We start from the raw sequence: 22,014 nt of genomic DNA, 5'->3' as shown, positions 1-22,014 counted from the left end.
TTCAAGCGTTCGCGACGGCCTCGGTGTACCGGCGGCCCAGGGTGCGGATATGGGCGACGAGTTCCGGCGGGCCGTCGACGCGGAAGTCCATCATCAGCATGGACAGGTAGATGGCGATCGTCTCCAGCGCGTCCGCGCCCGTGTAGAGCACGCAGGTGTCCGCGTCCACCGGCTCGACCACGCCGACGGCGGGATTGATCCTGGCGATGACGGTCTCGGCGGGCGCGAGCACGGTCACCCGGGCCTGCACCCGCCACCCGGTGGTGGCGATGTGGCGCATGACGAAGGCGACCAGGTCGTCGTCGGGAAGCGAACGCGCGGCGAAACGACGGGAACTCGTCTCCGCGCGCAGCACGCGGGCGACCGGTATCGCTCGCCAGGAGTGGTCTTCCAGGCTGTAGGCGACCAGGTACCAGCGGCGTTGCCAGTTGATCAGCCGGTACGGCTCGATCTCGACGGACGACGCGGCCCCGGCTTCGGCGATCCGGACCGTCGCTCCGTCGCGAATGGCGCCTGCGAGGGTGGTGAGCACGGCGGCGGGAACCGGTGCGTCCGGCTCGCGCGACCCCGTCGTGGCCGGGCCGATGGCCGTCGCATCCCGCAGTGCGGATACCTTGCGCTGCAATCGTTTGGGCAGGATCTGATCCAGTTTGCCCAGTGCCTTCGTGACGTGCTCGGCGATGTCCGCGATGCCGGTGGAGCCGTCCTCGGCGAGGCCGACCGCGACCGCCACGGCCACCGCTTCGTCGTCGTCCAGCAGTAGGGGAGGCATGGTCGCGCCGCGGCCGAGCCGGTAGCCGCCGACCGCGCCGCGTCCGGCATGCACCGGGTAGCCCAGTTCGCGCAGCCGCTGAATGTCCTGCCGCAGTGTGCGATCGGTGACGCCGAGGCGCTCGGCCAGCTCCCGGCCGGTGTACGCACGGTCCTGTAGCAGGGCCAGCAATCGCAGCAGACGCGGTGTGGTCGATGCCACTTTCGCCCTCCTCGCTGATTAGGAACAAAAGTAGCCTAATTGCCGAATAGGCTTGTGTCATCAGCGAGAACGACCGAAAGGCTCCGACATGAACGCCACCGCCACCGCCGCCGCGACTCTGCTCCCCGTTTGGCGGGACGTGCTCGCCGATTCCTACCGCGCGCTGGAGAGCGTCGTCGCCGGTGTGCGAGCGGATCAGTGGCACCTGCCCACCCCGTGCTCGGATTGGGATGTGACGCAGGTGCTGCAGCACGCCGTCGGTGACCAGCTGGCCTACGCCCAGGCCCTCGGCATCGGAGAGGGTCCGGCCTACAACCCGTTCGCGCCTTCCGGCACGATCGACGGCTCCCCCGGGGACGCGGTGCGTGCGGCGGTCGAGCAGACCGCCTTCGCCTGGACCACGGTCGACGACGCCACCGAGACCGTGCCGACGCCGCTGCCGCACGGCGCGCTCGCCACTCCGGTGGCCGCGGTCATGTGCGCGCTGGATGCCGGGGTGCACGCCTGGGACATCGCGATCGCGACCGGCCAGCCGTCGCCGTTGACCGACGAACTCGCCGCCGCCCTGCTCATCGCCGCGCGGGCCGCTCACCCCGCGCCCGGCAGCGGCGAGACGGCCGAGATCATCGAGCCGCTGCGTCAGTGGGGTGCTTTCGCCGCGATCGTCGACGGTCCGGCCGACGGCGCTCTCGGAGAACTCTTGCGCTACTTGGGCCGCGATCCGCGCTGAACCTGCCTGGCAGGACGCTGGGTTCACCTGGTGAGCCCAGCGGACGGCGTACCGGAGCCTGATCCAGCGATGCGGCCTCCAAACGCCTCAGGGACAGCGGTTTCCTCCGATCAGCTGTTCGGAGGCGTCGCTCTCCACGCGACGGAAATCAGCGCGCGGTGACGAATCCCTGGGTGACCATCCAGTCCCTGGCCACCTCCGCGGGCTCGCGTCCGTCCACGTCGACCTGACGGTTGAGTTCGGTGATGGCCTCGTTGGTGAGGCGCTGCGAGATCGGCGTCAGGATCGTGTCCACCTGCGGATGCGCCTCGGCGAAACTCCGGCGCATCACCAGCGCCGCGTTGTACTTCGGGAAGAAGCCGCGATCATCTTGCAGCAGAATGAGATTCAGCGCTGGGATGCGTCCGTCGGTGGCCGCGACCGAGCCGAAGCGGCACTGCCTGCCGTCGGCGGTCGCCTGGTAGACCACGGCGTCCTGCACGATCTGCTTGCGGACCTTGCTCGCGTCGATCTCGTACTTGCGGGCCAGGCCGGGAAATCCGTCCTGGCGGACGTTGAACTCGGTGCCGACGCAGATCGCCGCGGCGGCCGGATCGGCGGCGGCCAGTCTGGCGTAGTCCGACAGCGTGCGCACACCGGTCTCCTGGGCGGTGTGGGCGCTCATGACCAGCGCGTAGGTGTTGTTCATCGGCGCGAGCGCCGTCCAGAGCATGCCGTGCGCGGCGAGGTCGGCGTCGCGCACCGCCTGGAACTGGCCGATCTCGTCCGGCACCGGTGTCTCGTTGCCGAGATAGTTGATCCAGCCCGTTCCGGTGTAGTCGTAGGCGAGGTCGATCTGCCCGTGCAATTGGGCATCGCGCACGCTGTTGGAGCCCTGGATGTTGGTCAGGTCGCGCACCTCGGCGCCCGCCGCCGAGAGAGCGAACTCGATCAGATAGCCGAGGATGTTCTGCTCCGTGAAGTCTTTGGAACCCACCGTGACCTGCACACCCTCCAGTTCGGGCACGGGCCGGATGCTGCCGGGGCCGACTCGAAGCGGCACCGCGCCGCCGGATTGCAGCCCGCAGGCGGCCAGCAACGTCAAGCCCAGGCCGAGGGTCAGCGCGCGCCACGCCCGGATCATTTCAGCCCCTTCGGCCCGAGAAACGCTTCGGCGAGCGCGCCGAGCCAGTCCACCAGCAGGGCCAGCGCCACCGCGAGCACCGCGCCGACCACCAGGGTGACGTTGTCGCGCAGCTTGTAGCCGGTGTCGATCAGAATGCCGAGCCCGCCCGCGCTCACCAGGAACGACAGCGTCGCGGTGCCGACCGCGAGCACCAGCGAAGTGCGCAGCCCGGCCAGGATGTAGGGCACCGCGAGCGGGAATTCGATGCGCCGCAACACCGTCACGGCCGACATGCCCTGGCCGCGCCCCGCATCGATGAGCGTCCGGTCCACCTGCTCATAGCCCAGAATGGTGTTGCGCAGCACCGGAAGCAGCGAATAGAACGCGATCGGCGCTACGCCGATCCAGAAGCCGGTGGTGCGGGTGGCCAGGTAGAACAGCACGATCAGGCCGATGGCCGGTGCGGCCGCGCCGATATTCGCGATACCGACGAAAACGGGTGTGAGCCGCCGGAATCCCGGTCGCGTGAGCAGGGTTCCGAGCGGGACGGCCACCGCGACGACGATCAGCACCACGGTCGCGGTGATCCGCACGTGCTGCCAGGTGACGGTCGCGACGTTGCCCGCGTTCAGGCTCGCTTGCTGGGTGACGGTCAGGTCGCGGGCGAACGCCCACACCAGCACGCCCGCGGTGAGCACGAGCACGACCACCGGCTGCACGACCAACCGGATGCGCTCGGCCCTGCGCTGGGTGGCGGGTGACGCGGTGGCGGTGGTCATGGTGCGCCGTCCGTCGCGGAACGCCCGGCTCCGTGCTCGGCGCGCAGGGCCGACAGGTGGCCGACCAGGGTGTCGATGGTGATCAGCCCGGCGTACTCGCCGCGCGCGCCGGTCACCACCGCGGTCGCGCTCTGATGGGTGAGCAGGGCTTCGAGTGCGTCCTGCAGCGTCGATTTCAGCGCCAGCGTCTCCGGCACCGGCGTTCCCAGATCGCGCAGCGAATCGGCGTGGGCCAGTTGTTCGGCCGAGACCCAGCGGCGTGGCTTGCCATGACCGTCCAGTACCAGCGCCCACGGCCAGTCGCGGTCCGCGAGCGCGGCGCGCAACTCGTCGACGGTGTCCTGTTCGGTGGCGGTGGGGCAGTCGCCGAGTTCGACATCCCCGACCCGGGTCAGGGTGAGCTGTTTGAGCGAGGCGTCCGCGCCGACGAAACCGGCGACCGTCTCGTCGGCCGGGTCAGCCAGGATCGCCGCGGGTGTGTCGTATTGCAGGATCCTGGACCGGTCGCCGAGCACGGCGATGCGGTCGCCGAGCTTGACCGCCTCGGTGAAATCGTGGGTGACGAAGACGATCGTCTTGCCGAGTTCGCCTTGCAGCCGCAGCAACTCGTCCTGCAGCAATCCCCGGGTGATCGGATCGACCGCGCCGAACGGCTCGTCCATCAGCAGCACGGGCGGGTCTGCCGCCAATGCCCTGGCCACGCCGACGCGCTGCTGCTGGCCGCCGGACAGCTGGCGGGGATAGCGGTCGCGGAAGGTGCCTGGATCGAGACCGACCAGCTCGAGCATCTCGTCGACCCGTGCCGCGACGCGCCGCCGGTCCCAGCCGATCAGGCCCGGTACGGTCGCGACGTTCTTCGCGACGGTCAGGTGCGGGAACAGTCCCGCCTGCTGGATCGAATAGCCGATGCCGCGGCGCAACCGGTCGGGCTGGATCGTGGCCGCGTCGCGGCCGTCGATCGTGATTTTTCCGGAGGTGGGTTCGATCAGCCGGTTGATCATTCGCATGGTGGTGGTCTTGCCACAGCCGGACGGCCCGACCAGGACCACGATCTCGCCGGCCGGGATGGTCAGCGAGACGCTGTCCACAGCCGGATCACGCTGTCCCGGATAGTGTTTGGTTACCGCGTGCAGCACGATCTCGACGCCGGAGACGACGGATGCCGCGCGGCCGTCGCTGGTTTCGGTTTCAGTCACGAATTCCCCTGGAAGTGGTGAGCCGCCCGACCAGGACGTAGATCCCGTCGAGGACGAGTGCGAGGACGACGACGAGGATCGTGCCGACCAGCGCCTGTGGCACCGCGTTCGGGCTGCCCAGGCGCGCGAGTCCGGAGAAGATCAGGTTCCCGAGTCCGGGGCCCTTGGCGTATGCCGCGAGGGCGAGAATCCCCATGATCAGCTGGGTGCTCACCCGCATACCGGCCAGAATCGCGGGCCACGCCAGCGGCAGTTCGATCCGGGCGAGCACCCGCAGCCGGTTCATCCCGACGCCGCGGGCGGCGTCGGTCACGGCCGGATCCACCGAGGCGAGTCCGATGATGGTGTTGCGCATGATCGGCAGCAGCGCGTACACCACGAGCGCGGTGATCGTCGGTGCGACACCGAGACCGAGCACCGGGATCAGCAGGCCGAGCAGCGCGAACGACGGAACGGTGAGCACCGCGCCCGCCAGCGCGGAGGCGATCGACGAGCCGAACGGGCTGCGGTAGACCAGGATTCCGATCAGAACCGAGACCACCGTCGCCAGCAGCACCGATTGCACCACGGCCGAGACGTGCAGGTAGGAGTCGACCAGCAACTGGTGCCGCCGGTGCACGATGAATGTCCACAGCGTGTCCAGGGCCGTACCTCCCCATCGGCTGGTCTCTCCGGAGACTAGCGCGGTTTTCCAGGTGCCGTCCATGATTTCGGCTCCACCGGGTTGCCCCTCCGCTCGGTCGCCGAAACCAGGCGGACGGCGCGTGGAACCGTTCGGCGTGCTCGCGCGTCGAATTCCATAAGCTCGACAACAACGTCACACGAACGAATCGGGGGAGCGAATGACACAACAACGGGGATCGCGATCGGGGCGGTGGGTCGCGCTCGCACTGGTGGTGCTCGGCGTGGTCGCCGCCGGGATCGCCGGTGGTCTCTGGTGGCAGGACCGTACGGACCACCGGGCGATCGCGGGCGAGCGCCTCACCGAGTTCCCCGCGCTGGACCGTTCGGCACTCGACGCGGCCCAGGCCGGAATCGTCGCGGTCGCCGAGCGCGAGTTCGCCGATCCCGGTGCGGGTACGAAATACGCGGAAGGAGCCGAGGAGGCGTGGTGCGCCGATTTCGTCAGCTGGGTGCTGCGCGAGGCCGGTGTGCCGCTGGCCAACCCGAATTCGGGTTCGTGGCGGATTCCCGGCGTCTATACCTTGCAGGAGTATTACGAGAGCATCGGCCGGTTCGTCCCGAGCGGCTCGAACTATCGACCGCGGACCGGTGACGTGCTGCTGTACGGAGAGCCCAGTCCGTTCGGACAGCACACGAACATCGTCCTGCGAGTCGAGGGCGGCCAGGTGACCACGATCGGCGGTAACGAGTACGGCGCGGTGCGCATCCACCGGTTCGTGCTGGGCGACATAACCGGGGTGGTCGGGTTCGGCCGATTGTGAAGATCACTTCCGTCGAACGGGATTCGACCGATATGCGGGTGAAACGGGGTGCCGGATAGTCCTACGATGGGAGGTGGCGGCGCCCGGCAGCGCCGCCGCCGGTCCCCGCCCTGCTTCCCCCTCATCGGCAGGACGGGGATCTCGGGCCGCAGTGCGTTCCGGGGTGGGACGAGATCGGTCGCGTACCGTGTCGGGTGTCCATCGAGAGGTGAGGGTTGCGGAACTAGCGATGCATCCGACCGACGAACCGAGTAGTGCGCCCGGCTGGATCGACTACGCCGAGTTCGGCGAGCGTTTCGTCACGCACGCCGTGAACGCCGCTCGTATCGAGTCCGCGGTCTCCGGCATGGCGGGCCGCGGCATGACCATCGGCCCGGTCTCGATCGGCCCGGCCGGGCTCGCCGGATTCGTCGCCGAGGGGAAGGTCGGCGCCCCGCGCGTACTGCGCAGCGGCCCGAAGGTCACCTTCGACGTCACCGTTCCGGTGTCGCTCACCTTGAAGGTGCTGCTCGGCGGCCGGAAACTGCGGCTCGAGGCCAGGGTGGAGATCGATCTGACCCTGCACGCCCGCACCGCCGAACCCGTGCTCGTCGTCATCGATATCCCACCGATCACCCAGCGGGACATCAGTTTCGTCTTGCGCGCCCAGGCGGTGGATTCGGCGTGGGAATGGTTGCTCGACCCGATCGCGGGCGTGGTGCAGCGAGAGGTCGCCTCCCGGGTGAACGCCATGCTTGCCGACCCGCAGACCCGCAGGGGGCTGGTGTTCGACCTCGAGGCCATGGTCGCGGGCAAGCGTTCGCCGTATCGGGACGAGCTCGCGTTCGATTGGATCGGCTACGACGAGTTCGGGCATCGGTTCTTCTCCCGCATCGTGACGCGCGAGCGAGTGTGGGACGTGGTGGAACGGCTGGCGGGCAGGCTGATCGAGGTCGGTCCGCTGCGGACCGGACCGCGCGCGAGCGCCGTCGTGACCGTTCGGGGAACGGTACGGATGCCGCGGCTGACGGACCGGTCGACGGAGCCGGTCGCCTTCGATCTGACCCTGCCGGTGAGCCTGGACATCACGGTCGACGTGTTGAAAGCCAATCGCTATCGCGCTGACGTCGAGGTGCCTTTGGTACTCACCGCCCGCGCTGCCGACCCCTTGCGGGTGGTGATCGACGTGCCGCCGCCCGACCCGGCCGACATTCGGATGGAATTCACCGCGCAGGGCGCCCGCGCGGCCGCGCTCGGTGCGCTCGCCGGGATAAAGAAGCAGGTCGTGGCGCAGGTGGCGGCGGTGATCCGCAAAGAACTGGCCGATCCAGCGATGCGCGCCATCGATGTCGCCGCGCGCATCGACGGCATTGTGTGACCGGTAGCGTCGTCGAGCGTATGTGGCGAATGTGAAACGTGATTCTCCTGGGTCTAGCGGTTCCAGTGTGAATATGGTGAAATGAGTTCACGTTCGAGGCTCCCGGCGCGCGGTGGATTGGGGAAGGTGCGCCGGGCACGCTGCCATCCATGTCGGGTTGCGCGAAGGAGTCGACGATGCGTTCCAATTCGGTATCCCGGCGTGATCTGTTCGCCTACACGGCCGCCGCGGCCGTCGTCGGCATGACCGCCGCGGCAGCTCCCGCGTCCGCGCGACCAGCGCTGGGCACCCTCATCGATTACGCCGGAGGCGTTCCCTCCGCTGCGGCGATCCGCGACGCCGGACATATCGGCGTGATCCGCTACGTGTCCGATCGCAGGCCCGGCGCCGAGTGGATGGCGGGCAAACCGCTGCGATCCCCGGAAGTCGACGATCTCAAAGCGGCTGGTCTGCAGATCGTCTCGTGCTACCAATTCGGCAAGGGACCGACCGCGGACTGGCGTGGCGGGCTGGAGGCGGGCAAGCGGCACGCCGAGCGCGGGCTCGCGTTGCACCGCGCCGCCGGTGGCCCGGACAACGTGCCCATCTACGCGTCCATCGACGACAACCCCTCCCCGGTCGACTTCGCCACCATGATCGCGCCGTACCTACTGGGCTGGCAGGCAGTGCTCGGCACGGAGAACACCGGCGTCTACGCGAACACCCCGACCATCGAGCTGGCCCGCGCCGCGAGCCTGGGTTCCTGGTACTGGCAGCACAACTGGGGCACACCCAAGGGCTTCGTGCACCCCGCCGCCAACCTGCACCAGGTCGAGATCGACAAGCAATCCATCGACGGTGTGGGGATCGATGTGAACAACGTGCTCACGCCCGAATACGGGCAGTGGTGAGCAGCTGCCGCGGTACGTGCCTGCTCGCCTCCACCCCGCTTTTCGAGCGAAGTGAGACCGAGCAGCTGCCGAATATTACGTCTGGCAGTGGCTTATCGGGGTGACGCGCAGATCGGGCTCGTCGTCCGGAACGACCCGCAGGGAGGGGCGGCTGTCCGGAGCCTCGTGATCGCCGAGCCAGGACAGCAGCGACCACCGGGACAGGCCGGAGAACGCGGAGCCGAGGCTGGCGAACGAGAACGACGAGATCGCCGACCCGAACGATCCCACGGATCCGATCGACAGCACCGAGCCCACGCTGCCGATGGACAGGACCGAGTAGGCCGAGCCGATCGAGAGGATGGAACCCTCCGAGCGGATCGACAGGATGGAACGGTGCGAGCGCCTGCTCCGGATCGAATGACCCGGCTGTCTCGAACAGTCCGCGGATTTCGAGAAAACGGTGGTCGCCATAGATAGCGGTCTACCACAGTCCGGCCACCTCGTGTGGCTGCGCGGCAGATCGATACGAGGTATTCGCCGAGTCACCGCAACGCCGAAAGGGCGACGACCCCCATGGAGTCGCCGCCCTCGACCGGAAGCTCAGCCTACGGTGAAGAATCCGAGCGTCGGCAGGAAGGAGCAGGTCCGCGCCTCCGCGTCACCGGACTGGGTGGTCAGCGAGCCGGAGACGACCGCGACGACGCGGCCGTTGCCCGTGTCGGCGATCGCGGACAGCGTGGCGGGGCCGTCCGGGTTGATCTTGGCCTCGTCGGTCAGCGGCAGGACGCCCGACTGGCGGGTGTCGAGGTTCAGCCACTGCACCGTCATCGGCGGGTTCTGCACCGGCGTCGGCCCCTTGGTGCCGAGCGCGGTGAAGACGAACCCGGTCTGGCCCGCCTGCGGGCCGGGTGGCGGCAGCGTGGCGGGCCCGGGCACGGCGAGGGCGGTACCCACCGAGTCGGCGGACGGGCCGATGCAGCCCTTGCCGATGCTCGGGTAGAGGAACTGGGCGATCACCGGTCCGTCCTGCGGTACCTCGGGGCCTCCGCCGCCGCTGCCGTCCAGGAAGGTGATGATCCGTTCCAGCGTCGACTTGATCTGCGGCGGAAGGTTCAAAGTGGCCAGCAGCCTGCGGGCCTGATCGAGGATGGCCGACTGCGGACCCGCGACGCCGGCCGGGCTCGCGATATCCGCGGGGCCCGCGACGGCGCCGACGATGGCTGGGGCGAGCGCGGCCAGCGCATCCACGGGAACGCCTTCGGGCACCATGGGAACGCTGTTCGTAGTCGCCACGGGGGCGGTCGCGGGAGCCGCGATTGCTGTCGTCGGCGCGGCGAGCGTGGCACTCGCCGCGACGGCGAGTGCGGACAATGCGATCCGCGATCCTCGGGTGCGAAGCACTGGTCTGGCCGTCCTTACCTCGGGGTACATCTGGGTTCGATTGCTAAAAGCCATCGTTTCGGGGGTCACTCTAGGGACATTGCGGCTATGTGTACAGCTGCGGCGTCCGGAAAGCGCCGTGGACGATCAGTGTTAGCAGAAGATACCGCGCCCAGATGTTACTGATGTGAAAGTTGATGCAAATGTTATCGGTGGTTCGAGGGTGGAACCGACCGGATTCGCGCTGCGGCTAATCTAATCGGTGCCGTCCGCGCTGTCGCCTCGACATCGAACTTCGGGCGCGCCAACCGACGCACCGCACCCGAGCCGAAAGCCAGCGATTTGAATCGTCACCTCCGATGGGCCGTGTCGGTGCTGGGCCTGTCCGTGCTGGCCCGGCTGCTCTGGATGCTGCTGTCCCCGAATGGGATGAACCTCGTCGACCTGCATGTCTACGTCGGCGGGTCGGCCGCGTTGTTGACCGATCAGCTCTACGACTTCACCTATGCGGAGAAGACTCCGGACTTCCCGTTGCCGTTCACTTATCCGCCTTTCGCGGCATTGGTGTTCTTCCCGCTGCACTATCTGCCGTTCACCCTGGTCGCGGTGGCTTGGTTGCTGGCCATCGCCGCGGCGCTGTACGCGGTGGTGCACATCAGTCTCGAGCTGCTGTTCGGGGCGCAGCGGCTGCGCACGCCGCAGTGGCGGGCCGCCACCGTCGGGTGGACCGCGCTCGGGCTGTGGCTGGAGCCGGTCCGAACCACGATGGACTACGGCCAGGTCAATGTCTTCCTGGTGCTCGGTGGGATGCTCGCGGTTCGCAGTTCGCGGTGGTGGCTGTCCGGTGGACTGGTCGGAATAGTCGCGGGCATCAAACTGACGCCGGCGATCACCGGGTTGTACTTCGTCGCGCGCAAGCGCTGGGCGACGGTGGCGTGGTCGGCCGTGGTCTTCGGCGCGACGGTAGGGCTGAGTTTCCTGATCGCGCCGGTCGAGGCGCGTCGGTATTTCGGCACACTGCTCGGTGACGCCGACCGGATCGGTCCGGTGGGGTCGGTGTGGAACCAGTCGCTGCGGGGCACACTGAGCCGCATCCTCGGCTACGACGTCGAGTCCGGCCCGTGGTGGATCGCGGCCGTGCTCGTCGTGGCGGTGCTGGCGTTCCTGGCTTGGCGCGCGCTCGGCGCGGACGACCGGCTCGGCACGCTGATCGTGGTGCAACTGTTCGGGCTGATGGTCTCGCCGATCTCGTGGTCGCATCACTGGGTGTGGCTGCTGCCGACGGTGCTCTGGGTGGTGTACGGGCCGCTGCGCCGGGCGCCCGGCGCGCGGGTGATCGCCGGGTACTGGCTGGTGACCATGCTCGTCGGCGTGCCGTGGGTGCTGTCGTTCTTCCAGGATTCGATCTGGACCATCTCGCGCCCGGGCGTACTGGCCTGGCTCGGCGCCGTCGACGTGCTCGGCGTTCTGGCGTTCTACCTCTGGGTGATCCGCTTCGGAGCCAGGTACACGCGATCGGCCGAGGACGAAGAAGCGCGCGCAACCACCGAGGGCCCCGCGCGCACCGCATAAGGTACTCGCCCGACTCTGCGTTGATCAGCCTCGAGCGGCGATCAGCGGAGACTCGAACTTCTGGCTGGAACGCGACACGGCGGCCCGGCTCCCGGTTTCGAGCGAAGCGAGACCGAGCATGCCCCGTTCGCGGCCCGGCTCGCGTCCGAGCGGCCGCCGCCTCCGCGACGCAGTCGCCAGCGGCGGTCGCTCGGACGCGAGCCATAAGAGGGCCGCGAACACGCAGCGCCGAAGGCGCTGCAAAATCAACAGAGCCGGTCTATTTCATGTGCCAGTGCTACATCCAGCGCGGTGAGCCCGCCCGCCGAGTGTGTCGACAAGCTGAATGTGACCTTGCGCCAGCGGATATCGATGTCGGGGTGATGGTTCGCCTCCTCCGCGACTTCGGCGACGCGGCGCACCAGTTCGATGCCCGCGGGGAAGGTGGCCGCCTCGACGGTGCGCGTCAGGTTGTCCCCTGACCTGGACCACTCCGGCAATTCGGTGAGAGCGTCGACGATTTCGGGTTCGGAGAGCAGTGCCTGCTGCGCCATAACACTCCTTACTACTCGCCTCGGGCCGCCCCGGAAAGGGTGGCGGCGGGGGTCAGGCAGCGCGCGCCTGCTTGAGTGCCTTCTTCAGATCCTTGCCGGTGACACCGGCCGCTTCGCACTTCTTCATCCGCATGATGACCACGGGGCACTTCACGCAGCGCGTCTTCTTCCGACAGCACTTCTTCTTCGGTTTCAGGCTCGAAACCTTCTTGGCTTTGACCTTGCCCACGGCGGTTAGCATACCCTTAGTACAAAGGCTGAAACGGTGCCTCGAACCGACTGCCGGTAGGGTATAGCTCGCCGCGATGCCTGGTGAGTTTCGATTCTCCACCTGTTCGCAGGGAGACCGGCGTGTGCGTCAGGCCCCGGAGGCGGCAGCCTGCGTAATCACGGAGGGTCCGTGCACGCCGGACACCGAGCACCGTCGGCTCCAACACCGAACAGCAGGAGGATTCAGGCGTGTCGTCTGCACGCGATTTTCGCAACGTCGCCATCGTGGCTCACGTCGACCACGGCAAGACGACCCTGGTCGACGCCATGCTGCGCCAGTCGGGCGCCTTCGCCGAGCGGGCCGAGCCCGTCGATCGGGTGATGGACTCCGGCGACCTGGAACGCGAGAAGGGCATCACCATTCTCGCCAAGAACACGGCGGTGCACCGGCATCACCCGGACGGCTCGGTCACCGTGATCAACGTCATCGACACCCCCGGCCACGCCGACTTCGGTGGCGAGGTCGAGCGCGGCCTGTCCATGGTGGACGGCGTGGTGCTGCTGGTGGACGCGTCCGAGGGGCCGCTGCCGCAGACCCGGTTCGTGCTGCGCAAGGCGCTGGCCGCGTCGCTGCCGGTGATCCTGGTCGTGAACAAGACCGACCGCCCCGACGCCCGCATCGAAGAGGTCGTCGAGGAGAGCCACGACCTACTGCTGGACCTGGCCTCCGATCTCGACGACGCCGCCGCCGAGGCCGCCGAGCTCGCGCTCGACCTTCCGGTGCTGTACGCCTCCGGTCGTGAGGGCAAGGCGTCCAAGGAGCGTCCGGAGAACGGCAACGCCCCGGCCGCGGAGAATCTGGACGCGCTGTTCGACGTGCTGCTGGAATACATCCCCGCGCCGAAGGGTGATGCGTCCGCGCCGCTGCAGGCGCACGTCACCAACCTGGACGCCTCGGCGTTCCTGGGTCGTCTCGCGCTGGTCCGCATCCACAACGGCGAACTGCGCAAGGGGCAGAACGTCGCGTGGATGCACGCCGACGGCGTCAAGCAGGTGAAGATCACCGAACTGCTGCAGACCGTCGGCGTGGAGCGCAAGCCGGGCGAGCTGGCGGTGGCGGGCGACATCGTCGCCATCGCGGGCATTCCGGACATCATGATCGGCGACACCCTTGCCGACATCGATGATCCGGTCGCGCTGCCGCGCATCACCGTCGACGAGCCCGCCATCTCGGTCACCATCGGCACCAACACCTCGCCGCTGGTCGGCCGGGTGCAAGGGCACAAGTTGACCGCCCGCATGGTGAAGGCACGCCTGGACCAGGAGCTGGTCGGCAACGTGTCGCTGCGCGTGCTCGACATCGGGCGCCCGGACGCCTGGGAGGTGCAGGGCCGCGGTGAGCTGGCGCTGGCCATCCTGGTCGAGACCATGCGCCGGGAGGGCTTCGAGCTGACCGTCGGCAAGCCGCAGGTGGTCACCAAGCAGGTCGACGGCAAGGTGCACGAGCCGTACGAGGAGCTGACCATCGACTGCCCCGAGGAGTACCTCGGCGCGATCACCCAGTTGCTGGCCGCCCGCAAGGGCAAGATGGTGCAGATGAGCAACCACGCCGCGGGCTGGGTGCGGATGGAGTTCATCGTTCCCTCCCGTGGCCTGATCGGTTTCCGCACCGACTTCCTCACCGAGACCCGCGGCACCGGCATCGCCAACGCTGTGTCGCACGGCTACGCGCCGTGGGCGGGCGAGATCCGGGCCAGGCACACCGGCTCGCTGGTCTCCGACCGGTCGGGCTCGGTGACGCCGTTCGCGATGATCCAGCTGGCCGACCGCGGGCAGTTCTTCGTGGAGCCGGGCGCGGACACCTACGAGGGGCATGTCGTCGGCGTCAATCCGCGCGCGGAGGATCTGGACATCAACGTCACGCGCGAGAAGAAGCTGACCAACATGCGCAGCTCCACCGCCGACGTGATCGAGACCTTGGCCAAGCCGTTGCAGCTGGATCTCGAAGGCGCCATGGAGTTCTGCGCCGCCGACGAGTGCGTTGAGGTCACCCCGGAGGTGGTCCGGGTGCGCAAGGTGGTCCTCGGGCAGAACGAGCGCGCACGGGAACTGTCCCGGCGCAAGGCGCGCGACCGCGCGGCGCTGTAACAACTTGTGTGCCACGGTATTCGGTGTCACCGCGGGTGGCACCGAATACCGGGCAGAACCGCTGGTCGGGCAGTCGCGGGCGCTCGCATCGTGCGGGTGTACCGCCAGCCTCGCGTTCGACTCGGGCTCCTCGGGTGTGATCGCAATTCCTCGCATCACCAGGCATGGTGGCAATCGGGAGAAATTCGAGACGGCCCCGTGATGCGTGCGGTGGTGAAGTCCGGTGCCACATATTCGAGGGCTGATCGGTTTCGTTGTCGGTAATTTCGATTTGTGATCGTCTCAGCCCTTGGTATGCGGGTCCGAAATCGGTTCGTTCGCGTGGAATAAGTTTCCGAGGCGACGGCTGGTGGGAAAATTTGGTAATTGTCGACCACTACCCGTCGTGGGGTGGTGGTGGCGGGTGAAAATAATTGGCTGTGCCGTGCGCCTGTTTTATATTGTCGGCACCCGTGGTCATCCAGAGCTGTGCACGCAATGAGCTTTCTCATGCTATCGAGGGGCCTCGACGCGCGGGCGGGCCAGCGCCTGTGTGGGTTGTCGCCGTGTTGGCCGGATGGTGCTTCGGCGAAAAGAATTCGTCTCCCGTTCGGCGTGTCGGCGCAAATGTTCACTTCATGTCCGAGTCGGTAGCGCGTGTGGTTGCCTAAACGACACCGATGCGCATACGGATTGCGGTGCGTCGGGTGCGGCGGGCTATTGTGCCGCGACGGTACGCCGAATATTTGCCGAGGTTCGACACGGTTTGTATGGGTGATGTCACGACCCTGCGACGCTGCTGTGTTTCCACGCTACGCATATCCGTTCGACCGCGTTGTTTCCGCGCTGGTCAGCAGGAATCTGGGAACGGACTCGACCGTACGGTAGAGTTCCCGAGCGTGAAAGTGGGCGCAGGAAAACGCGCAGCGTGGCGCACGTTGTTGCCGGCCGTGGCAGTGCTGACCTTGATCAGCAGCTGTGCGGCGAATCCGCCGCCGCCCATCGAGAGCACCGACAGTCCGAAGACCACACCGGTCAAGCCCGCGGAGACGACCGTCGTCGTCGCTTTGGACACCATCGGCACCGCGTTCAACCCGCATCTGCGCTCGGACCAATCCGCCGCGACCTCGGCGATCGCCTCCCTGGTCCTGCCGAGTCCGTTCCGGCCGGTGCTCGATCCGGCGCGGCCAGGGACGACGGCCTGGGTGCCGGATTCGTCGCTGCTGGTCTCCGCCGAAGTCACCGCGCAGGAACCGTTCACGATCACCTACAAATTGCGCAACGAAGCGTCCTGGTCGGATGGCGCGCCGATCGCGGCCGAGGACTTCCGCTACCTGTGGCAGGAGATGATCTCCGAGCCGGGCGTCGTCGACCCGGCCGGCTACCGGATGATCTCGGACGTCAATTCGTCGGCGGGCGGCAAGACGGTCACCGTCGTGATGACGCAGCCCTACCCCGGCTGGCGGGAGCTGTTCACCGATCTGCTGCCGTCTCATCTGCTCAAGGACGCGCCCGGCGGATTCGCCAGGGGGATGAACGGTCAGGTCAGCGGTGTCCGGGTGTCCGGGGGGCCGTTCGGGATCCGCTCGGCGGACCCGGGCCGTGACGAGATGCTGCTGGAACGCAACGACCGCTTCTGGGGCACACCGGCGATGCCGGGCCAGATCCTGCTCCGCCGCGGCGGCACCACCGCGCAGCTGGCGGGCTCGCTGCGCACCGGCGACGTACAGATGGCGCTGGTCCACGGGGGCGTGGCGACCCAGGCGCAACTGGGGGCGATTCCCTCCGTGCGCACCACGATCATGCCGCAGTCGCGAGTGCTGCAGATGGCGCTAAACGGGCGCAAAGGCGACTTGAGCGATCCCCGGGTCCGCTCGGGCGTGCTGGCCCTGCTGGACCCTGCCCTGCTGGCCACGGTCGGCGCGCAGACCGGCAACTGGGTGGAACCGGCGCGCGCGCAGGTGCTCGCACCATCCGATCCCGGATACGCCCCGACCGCTCCGCCGCGTCCATCGGCGGAGGAGGCGTTCGCGCTGCTCGCCGCCGCGGGGTACGGCCGGGCGCCGGAGCCGCCGCCGGCGACCTCCCCGACCTCGCCCGCCCCGCAGCCGCGCACCGTCGGCAAGGACGGCAAGCCGCTGGCCGTGCGCATCGGCGCGGTCGACCGGGACGCCACCGCCTTGGCCGTGGCCAATACCGCCGCCGACCAGCTGCGCAGCGCGGGCATCGACGCCACGGTGCGCAGTGTCGCCGCCGACGAGTTGTACGGCAAGGAACTGCTCGAGGGCACGGTCGACGCGATCGTCGGCTGGGAGGTGGCCGGTTCCGATCCGGCGACCGTGCTGGCTTCCAGGTATGGCTGCCCGCCGCCCGCGCTGCCAGGGGTCACCGGCCCGGCGCAGGCCATCGCCGAGGCGGCGCAGCGGGCGCCGAGCAACCTGTCCGGCGTGTGCGATCCGACCCTGCAACCCGCGATCGACGACGCCCTGCGGGGCGGCGACGTGGGACGGGTGCTCGCCGAGGCCGAACCCAAACTGTGGGCCATGGCGACCGTGCTGCCGATCGTGCAGGACAACGCCGTCGCCGCGTCCGGTCCTCGGCTGGACGGCGCCTCGCTCAGCGGCGCGATCCAGGTCGGGATCTTCGGCGACGCGTCCATGTGGCGCAGGATCCCGTGACCGCGGAGACCGGTGGGCTGCTTCTGGTACACGCCCACCCGGACGACGAGTCCATCACCACCGGCGGCACGATCGCGCACTACCGCCGTCGCGGCGTGCCGGTCACCGTGATCACCTGCACCCTCGGTGAGGAGGGCGAGGTGATCGGCGACGACTGGGCGCTGCTCGCGGCGGATCACGCCGACCAGCTCGGCGGCTATCGCATTCTGGAGCTGACCCGCGCGCTGGACGCGCTGGGCGCGGGTCCGCCGCACTTGCTCGGGGGCGCGGGACGCTGGCGTGACTCCGGGATGGCGGGCACACCCGCCGCGAACAAGCCGCGCGTCTTCGTGCGCTCCGGAGACGAGGCGGTGCGGGCTCTCACGGACGTCGTCCTTCGTCTGCGGCCGCGCGTGGTCGTCGGTTACGACCCGAACGGCGGCTACGGCCATCCGGACCACATCCGGGCGCACGAGATCACCACGGCCGCCGTGCATGCCGCCGCCGGCGAAGGCTGGGATGTCCCGAAGTACTACTGGACCGTCACCGACGCCGACATGCTGCGTCTGCACACCGCGGCGCTGGCCCGGCGCACGGCCGCGGGCCTGCCCGGCGCGCTGCCGCCCGGTTGGCGACTGCCCGCCGAGGGCGAACTGGCGAGCGTGCCCAGCGACGCGGTGACCACCACGATCGACGTCTCCGAGGTGCTTTCGGCCAAGCGCGCCGCGCTGCGGGCGCACGCCACACAGGTCACGGTCGCGCCGTCCGGCCGGGAATTCGCCTTGTCGAACGGTATCGCTCAGCCGGTGTTGCCCGAGGAGCACTTCATCCTGGTGCGGGGTCGGCGCGGTCCGCTCGGTCCGGACGGGCGGGAGCACGATTTGTTCGCCGCCCCGGAGTGACGGATCCCGCCGGCGGCGGTGCGGCCGCTACCCGCGATTTCCGGACATTTCACATAATTCGCCCGCCGTTTTCGGAACTTGTCCGGGCGGCGAGCTCCTGTACCCCCAGGGCTGGCAGTTGGCGGTATCGGCGCGGCGGGTACGGTTCGGCGTGATCTCGGCACATCGAAACGGAGGATCCGTCGGTTCATGACAGCGCGCGGCGACAACGCCCACCTCAGCATCGAGGACCACGGATACCACAAGAGTCTGAAGCCGCGCCAGCTACAGATGATCGCGATCGGCGGCGCCATCGGCACCGGCCTGTTCCTCGGCGCCGGCGGGCGGCTGGCCAGTGCCGGACCCGGGTTGTTCCTGGTCTACGGCGTGTGCGGGTTCTTCGCGTTCCTCATCCTGCGCGCGCTCGGCGAATTGGTCCTGCACCGGCCGTCGTCCGGGTCGTTCGTCTCCTACGCGCGCGAGTTCTTCGGTGAGAAGGCGGCGTTCGTCGCGGGCTGGATGTACTTCCTGAACTGGTCGATGACCGGCATCGCCGACACCACCGCGATCGCGCAGTACTTCCACTATTGGTCCGGGTTCTCCGCCGTTCCGCAATGGTTGCTCGCGCTGATCGCGCTGGTCCTCGTGCTGGGCGTCAACCTGATCTCGGTGAAGTGGTTCGGTGAGATGGAGTTCTGGGCCGCGCTGGTGAAGGTATTCGCGCTCAGCGCGTTCCTGATCGTCGGCACGATCTTCTTGCTCGGCCGCTTCACGGTGCAGGGCGCCGCGACCGGGACCAGCGTGATCGCCGATCACGGCGGCCTGTTCCCGACCGGCGTCATGCCGTTGGTCGTGGTGGTGTCCGGTGTCGTATTCGCTTATGCCGCTGTTGAATTGGTCGGCACCGCGGCGGGGGAGACGGAGCATCCGGAGCAGGTCATGCCACGGGCGATCAATTCGGTGATCGTCCGGATCGCCGTCTTCTACGTCGGTTCGCTGGTCCTGCTCGGATTGCTGCTGCCGTACACGCGGTACACGGCCGACGAGAGTCCGTTCGTCACCTTCTTCACCATGCTCGGCGTCCCTGGCATCGGCAGCGTGATGAATCTCGTGGTGCTGACCGCGGCGTTCTCCAGCCTGAACGCCGGCCTCTACTCGACCGGCCGCATCCTGCGGTCGATGTCGATCAACGGCAGCGCGCCGAAATTCACCGGGGTGATGGGCAGCAACGGCGTTCCCTACGGCGGCATCCTGCTCACCAGCCTGATCGCGCTGGTCGGCATCGCGCTCAACGGCATCGTCCCGGATCAGGCGTTCGAGATCGTGCTGAACATGGCGTCGCTCGGCATCGTCGCCTCCTGGGCCACCATCGTGTTGTGCCAGCTGCAGTTGTGGCGCTGGTCCACCCGGGGACGCATCCAGCGGCCCGCCTTCCGCATGTTCGGCGCGCCCTACACCGGTTTGCTCACGCTGGTGTTCCTGTTCTTCGTCGTCGTGCTGACGGGGTTCGACTATCCGGTGGGGACCTGGACCGTCGCGACCATCGCCCTGATCGTCCCCGCGCTGATCGTCGGCTGGTTCGCCGCGCGTAGACGAGTGCTGGCCATAGCGGCGGAGCGTGGCGACCCGACCGGCGAACCTCCGGTGGTCGCTGCCCTGCCTGCCGACCGGGAGAACTGATCGTGCACCCGATCGCGCCGGAATAGACTCGGCAGTATGTACAACTGGGAGGTCCAGAACGCGATCGCGGCGTTCGTCGACAGCATGCGGCCGCACTGGCAGGAGCAGCACGACCTGTATATGACGGTGCTGTACGCGTTCGCCGACATGCAAAGCCACTTGTTGACCCTCCTCGGCTACCCGCCGGTGCCGTGACGACGAAGATCGACGACCACGCAGGCGATCGCGCTCCCGTGGCATCCGGCGCCACCCGTATCCCCGTAGGCCTCCTCGGCTCGGTGATCCTCGCGATCCTGATCGTGGACGCCCTGCTCACCCTTGCGCTCGAGGTGCTCTACCTGCCGACCTATCTGGGCTCGGTCGTTTTCCCGGTCTCCGCCGCGGTGGCGGGAGTGGTGAACGTGCTGCTCGTCGCGGGTGCGCGAACAGTGACCCGGCGTCCCGCGCTGCTGGGCCTTCCGCTGGTCGCATGGGCGTTCGGCTTCCTGGTCTGCGCGAGCGCCGGGCCCGGCGGTGACATTCTGCTCGGCAGTGATTGGCGGACGGCGCTGTTGCTGTTCGCCGGGCTGCTGCCGCCGCTGGCCTACCTCTACATCCAGGCGAACGCGCACGTCTTCGGCCGCCGCTGACTCACGCGAGCCGGACCGCCAGGGTCGCGATCACGGCCTCGGTGCGAACGCGCAGCGCGGCTGTGAGCACCGGTCCGCGCGGATTGTGCAGCGGGCGTTGCCACCAGTGCCGGGCTTCGACATGCGCCAGCAGCACGGTGACACCCAGCCCGGCGGCGGTCTGCTTGCGGACGTAGCCGACGAGCGTCGACACCAGGCTGCGATGCGGGCAGGGGAGCACCGCGAGCGGCACACCGGGATCCCACTCCTTCCACTGGGCGCTGAGCCGTTTGGTCGTGGCCGGATCGATGTCCGCGGCCACCGCGACGATCTCGCCCCGCATGCGCAGCGCGGCTTCCAAGGCGCGATAGGTCACCTCGCTCATGGTGACCACCGGGACGACCACCAACTCCTTGGCCTCCGGCGCGGGTCGCGGGGGCGGCGGGATTTCACGCAGTCGCAGCTGACGCGCGACGCCGGCGTAGTAGTTCTCGATCCGGAAGAAGAGGCCAACCAGCGCGGGGATGATGAGCAGCAGCAGCCACGCGCCCTCGGTGAACTTCTCCGCGAGCAAGACGACGCCCGCGACGGCGGTGAGCGTCGCGCCGAATCCGTTCAGCAGTGCGCGCGGCAACCACCCGCGGTCGCACACTCGCCACCAGTGCAGCACCAGACCGGTCTGGCTGATGGTGAACCCGATGAAGACGCCGATCGCGAAAACCGGCAGCAGCCGGTGGGTTTCGGCGTCGACCGCCAGCAGCACCAGCCCGGCCAGCAAGGCGAGTGCCGTGACCCCGTACCGGAAGACCGGACGCTCCGACCGCAGCGCGAACAGCGACGGCGCCCTGTGGTCCTTGGCCAGCAGCGCCAGCAGCACCGGGAGCCCGCCGAAACTGGTGTTCGCCGCGAGCAGCAGCACCGCGGTGACCGCGAGATTGGTGAGGTAGAACAGCCAGCCGGTGCCGAACGCGGCCGCCGCCAGCTGGGCCAAGATGGTCACATCCGGGCGCGGCGTGACGTGGTGCTCGCGGATCAGCACGGCCAGGCCGAGCAGCATCGCGCCGAGCAGGATGCCAAGCGCCACCTCGGGGTGCTGCGCGCGGCGCACCGCGGGGCTGCGGAAAGCGGGCACGGCGTTGGCGATCGCTTCCACACCGGTCAGCGACGAGCATCCCGCCGCGAAGGCCTTGAGCAGCAGAACGATTCCGAGCGCCTCGACCGGCTCGATCGGACCCGGGTCGCCGCCGATCATCGCGACCGGCTCCGGCCGCAGCATCCCGACAACGATCACACCGCCGATCAGGACGACGAACAGGATCGTCGGCCCCATCAGCACCCGCGCGGATTCCGCCACTCCGATCAGGTTGATCACGGTCAGCGCCGCGAGGCCGATCAGCGTCATCGGTAGCAGTTCGTGGGCCAGGGCGGGAAAGGCGCTGGCCAGGCTGGCCGCGCCTGCGGCGAGGCTCACCGCGACGGTCAGCACGTAGTCCACGACCAGGCTGGCGGCCGCGAGCAGCGCGGCGGGCCTGCCGAGCTGCTTCTTGGCGACCGCGTACGCGCCGCCGCCGTCCGGATGCACGGCGATCACTTGCCGGTAGGAGAGCACCAGTACCAGCAACAGCGCGGCGATCGCGCAGGCAACCGGCAGCGTCCAGGAGACGGCCGCCGCGCCCGCCGCGACCAGCACCAGCACGATCGCCTCTGGTCCGTAGGCGACGCTGGACAACGCGTCCAGGGAGAGCGCGGCGAGCCCGCCCACCGCGGTCAAACGGAACTTGTCCGCTCGCTGCATCTGCCGAACCCGGCGGTCGGCGATCCGCGGCTCCGTATGGTGCGGCTCGGTCTTGGTCACCACAGCGTCCATTGAACTCCGCCGCCGCTCGGCAACCGATCAGCGACACTGGGG

Annotated in this window: 21 protein-coding genes; 11 read left to right on the top strand and 10 right to left on the bottom strand. The window is 68.5% G+C overall.

Translation table 11 applies throughout. The annotated features are described in order from the left end of the window. Position 1: 1 nt before the first annotated feature. The gene (locus tag ACWESM_RS32515) at positions 2 to 973 is read right to left on the bottom strand and encodes a helix-turn-helix transcriptional regulator (RefSeq protein ID WP_397280281.1); all 972 of its coding nucleotides are present in this window, start codon (positions 971 to 973) and stop codon (positions 2 to 4) included. A gap of 88 nt (positions 974 to 1,061) precedes the next feature. Between ACWESM_RS32515 and ACWESM_RS32510 the strand changes: the two genes are divergently transcribed. Then, positions 1,062 to 1,703, top strand: coding sequence for a TIGR03086 family metal-binding protein (locus ACWESM_RS32510; RefSeq protein ID WP_355078651.1), 642 nt, complete (start codon positions 1,062 to 1,064; stop codon positions 1,701 to 1,703). 148 nt (positions 1,704 to 1,851) lie between these two features. On the opposite strand, the gene ACWESM_RS32505 is transcribed toward ACWESM_RS32510, so the two are convergent. From ACWESM_RS32505 to ACWESM_RS32490, 4 genes are read right to left on the bottom strand one after another with little or no spacing between them, the layout of a single operon-like run. After that, positions 1,852 to 2,826, bottom strand: a complete 975-nt coding sequence (locus ACWESM_RS32505; RefSeq protein ID WP_452495023.1) for a glycine betaine ABC transporter substrate-binding protein — start codon at positions 2,824 to 2,826, stop codon at positions 1,852 to 1,854. After that, positions 2,823 to 3,587 carry an ABC transporter permease gene (locus ACWESM_RS32500; RefSeq protein ID WP_364435199.1) on the bottom strand — a complete coding sequence of 255 codons (765 nt, stop codon included), beginning with the start codon at positions 3,585 to 3,587 and terminating at the stop codon, positions 2,823 to 2,825. The genes ACWESM_RS32505 and ACWESM_RS32500 overlap by 4 nt, the downstream gene beginning before the upstream one ends. Beyond that, entirely contained in the window at positions 3,584 to 4,783 is a 1,200-nt protein-coding gene (locus tag ACWESM_RS32495; RefSeq protein ID WP_452495021.1) for an ABC transporter ATP-binding protein, read from the bottom strand. The genes ACWESM_RS32500 and ACWESM_RS32495 overlap by 4 nt, the downstream gene beginning before the upstream one ends. After that, positions 4,776 to 5,426 carry an ABC transporter permease gene (locus tag ACWESM_RS32490; RefSeq protein WP_355078669.1) on the bottom strand — a complete coding sequence of 217 codons (651 nt, stop codon included), beginning with the start codon at positions 5,424 to 5,426 and terminating at the stop codon, positions 4,776 to 4,778. The genes ACWESM_RS32495 and ACWESM_RS32490 overlap by 8 nt, the downstream gene beginning before the upstream one ends. A 199-nt stretch (positions 5,427 to 5,625) precedes the next feature. Here ACWESM_RS32490 and ACWESM_RS32485 point away from each other — a divergent pair, with 199 nt between their 5' ends. The 3 genes from ACWESM_RS32485 to ACWESM_RS32475 all read left to right on the top strand — a co-directional run bounded on the left by ACWESM_RS32485 (position 5,626) and on the right by ACWESM_RS32475 (position 8,475). Then, positions 5,626 to 6,228 carry a CHAP domain-containing protein gene (locus ACWESM_RS32485; RefSeq protein ID WP_397280285.1) on the top strand — a complete coding sequence of 201 codons (603 nt, stop codon included), beginning with the start codon at positions 5,626 to 5,628 and terminating at the stop codon, positions 6,226 to 6,228. 229 nt (positions 6,229 to 6,457) lie between these two features. Beyond that, the gene (locus ACWESM_RS32480; RefSeq protein ID WP_364435190.1) at positions 6,458 to 7,585 is read left to right on the top strand and encodes a hypothetical protein; all 1,128 of its coding nucleotides are present in this window, start codon (positions 6,458 to 6,460) and stop codon (positions 7,583 to 7,585) included. A gap of 176 nt (positions 7,586 to 7,761) precedes the next feature. Next, positions 7,762 to 8,475: a DUF1906 domain-containing protein gene (locus ACWESM_RS32475; RefSeq protein ID WP_452495019.1), complete on the top strand. Its 714-nt coding sequence runs from the start codon at positions 7,762 to 7,764 to the stop codon at positions 8,473 to 8,475. Positions 8,476 to 8,550: 75 nt separating this feature from the next. Here the strand turns inward: ACWESM_RS32475 and ACWESM_RS32470 are convergent, their stop codons facing one another. Together ACWESM_RS32470 and ACWESM_RS32465 are read right to left on the bottom strand one after the other, a co-directional pair. Then, the gene (locus tag ACWESM_RS32470; protein WP_355078658.1) at positions 8,551 to 8,928 is read right to left on the bottom strand and encodes a hypothetical protein; all 378 of its coding nucleotides are present in this window, start codon (positions 8,926 to 8,928) and stop codon (positions 8,551 to 8,553) included. 129 nt (positions 8,929 to 9,057) lie between these two features. Next, complete coding sequence (locus ACWESM_RS32465) at positions 9,058 to 9,858, bottom strand: Rv1157c family protein (RefSeq protein WP_355078659.1); 801 nt, start codon at positions 9,856 to 9,858, stop codon at positions 9,058 to 9,060. Positions 9,859 to 10,179: 321 nt separating this feature from the next. Here ACWESM_RS32465 and ACWESM_RS32460 point away from each other — a divergent pair, with 321 nt between their 5' ends. After that, positions 10,180 to 11,409, top strand: a complete 1,230-nt coding sequence (locus ACWESM_RS32460) for a mannosyltransferase (protein WP_397280292.1) — start codon at positions 10,180 to 10,182, stop codon at positions 11,407 to 11,409. 245 nt (positions 11,410 to 11,654) lie between these two features. On the opposite strand, the gene ACWESM_RS32455 is transcribed toward ACWESM_RS32460, so the two are convergent. Further along, positions 11,655 to 11,942, bottom strand: coding sequence for a 4a-hydroxytetrahydrobiopterin dehydratase (locus tag ACWESM_RS32455; RefSeq protein ID WP_355080355.1), 288 nt, complete (start codon positions 11,940 to 11,942; stop codon positions 11,655 to 11,657). Positions 11,943 to 11,994: 52 nt separating this feature from the next. Next, positions 11,995 to 12,171 (bottom strand): hypothetical protein, encoded by a 177-nt coding sequence (locus ACWESM_RS32450; protein WP_356966658.1) that lies wholly within the window; start codon positions 12,169 to 12,171, stop codon positions 11,995 to 11,997. Between the two features lie 230 nt (positions 12,172 to 12,401). On the opposite strand from ACWESM_RS32450, the gene typA reads away from it, so the two are divergent. The 6 genes from typA (at position 12,402) to ACWESM_RS32420 (ending at position 20,126) form a co-directional block, all read left to right on the top strand. Further along, entirely contained in the window at positions 12,402 to 14,300 is a 1,899-nt protein-coding gene (typA, locus tag ACWESM_RS32445; RefSeq protein WP_355080358.1) for a translational GTPase TypA, read from the top strand. A 929-nt stretch (positions 14,301 to 15,229) separates the two neighbouring features. Beyond that, complete coding sequence (locus tag ACWESM_RS32440) at positions 15,230 to 16,957, top strand: ABC transporter family substrate-binding protein (protein WP_355080359.1); 1,728 nt, start codon at positions 15,230 to 15,232, stop codon at positions 16,955 to 16,957. Beyond that, positions 16,954 to 17,838: an N-acetyl-1-D-myo-inositol-2-amino-2-deoxy-alpha-D-glucopyranoside deacetylase gene (gene mshB / locus ACWESM_RS32435; RefSeq protein WP_355080361.1), complete on the top strand. Its 885-nt coding sequence runs from the start codon at positions 16,954 to 16,956 to the stop codon at positions 17,836 to 17,838. The genes ACWESM_RS32440 and mshB overlap by 4 nt, the downstream gene beginning before the upstream one ends. Positions 17,839 to 18,027: 189 nt before the next feature. After that, positions 18,028 to 19,497 (top strand): amino acid permease, encoded by a 1,470-nt coding sequence (locus ACWESM_RS32430; RefSeq protein WP_452495016.1) that lies wholly within the window; start codon positions 18,028 to 18,030, stop codon positions 19,495 to 19,497. A 36-nt stretch (positions 19,498 to 19,533) separates the two neighbouring features. Next, complete coding sequence (locus ACWESM_RS32425) at positions 19,534 to 19,692, top strand: hypothetical protein (RefSeq protein WP_169332723.1); 159 nt, start codon at positions 19,534 to 19,536, stop codon at positions 19,690 to 19,692. After that, positions 19,689 to 20,126, top strand: a complete 438-nt coding sequence (locus ACWESM_RS32420; RefSeq protein ID WP_355080365.1) for a hypothetical protein — start codon at positions 19,689 to 19,691, stop codon at positions 20,124 to 20,126. The genes ACWESM_RS32425 and ACWESM_RS32420 overlap by 4 nt, the downstream gene beginning before the upstream one ends. A 1-nt stretch (position 20,127) precedes the next feature. Here ACWESM_RS32420 and ACWESM_RS32415 read toward each other — a convergent pair whose 3' ends face one another. Beyond that, positions 20,128 to 21,960, bottom strand: a complete 1,833-nt coding sequence (locus ACWESM_RS32415) for an APC family permease (RefSeq protein WP_452495014.1) — start codon at positions 21,958 to 21,960, stop codon at positions 20,128 to 20,130. Positions 21,961 to 22,014: the final 54 nt, after the last annotated feature.

The organism is Nocardia sp. NPDC003999, assembly GCF_053604885.1.
This window is presented reverse-complemented; position numbering and strand designations above follow the sequence as displayed.